Origin of the sequence: Arthrobacter sp. SO3 (assembly GCF_020532825.1) — a bacterium.
Lineage (GTDB): Bacteria > Actinomycetota > Actinomycetes > Actinomycetales > Micrococcaceae > Arthrobacter.
The window spans coordinates 1-416 of sequence record NZ_MQTS01000168.1 but is presented as its reverse complement, the minus strand read 5'-3'; the positions used below and the strand labels follow the sequence as shown (position 1 = coordinate 416).

1 protein-coding gene is annotated in these 416 nt (G+C 68.3%); it reads right to left on the bottom strand.

Annotation, left to right across the window (positions count from 1 at the left end; all coding sequences use genetic code 11):
* Positions 1 to 3: 3 nt before the first annotated feature.
* Positions 4 to 416, bottom strand: a 413-nt coding sequence (locus tag BJQ90_RS15725; RefSeq protein ID WP_226761167.1) for a 6-phosphogluconolactonase, incomplete at its 5' end; no start/stop codon positions are given.

Here is a 416-nt window from a genome sequence, read left to right as displayed (position 1 = left end):
CCGCTACAGCCCCTGCCACGACGGCTTGTTCTCATAGCTGTGGCGGTAGTAGTCGGCGAGCCGCAGCGAGGACGCCGCGGCCTCGTCAACCAGGATCGTGGCATGCGGATGCAGCTGCAGGACGGACGCGGCGCAGATGGCGGCGACGGGCCCTTCCACGAGGTCGCGGACCGCCTGGGCCTTCTGCGCGCCGGCCGCGATGAGAATCACATGCCGGGCCTCCAGGATGGTTCCCAGCCCCTGGGTAAGGACGTGGTGCGGGACGTGGGACAGGCTGCCGAAGAACCGTGCATTGTCCCGGCGTGTCTGCTCGATCAGGGTCTTCACCCGGGTCCGTGAGGCAAGGGATGAACCGGGCTCGTTGAAGCCGATGTGGCCGTCGGTGCCCACCCCCAGCAGTTGCAGGTCCACTCCCC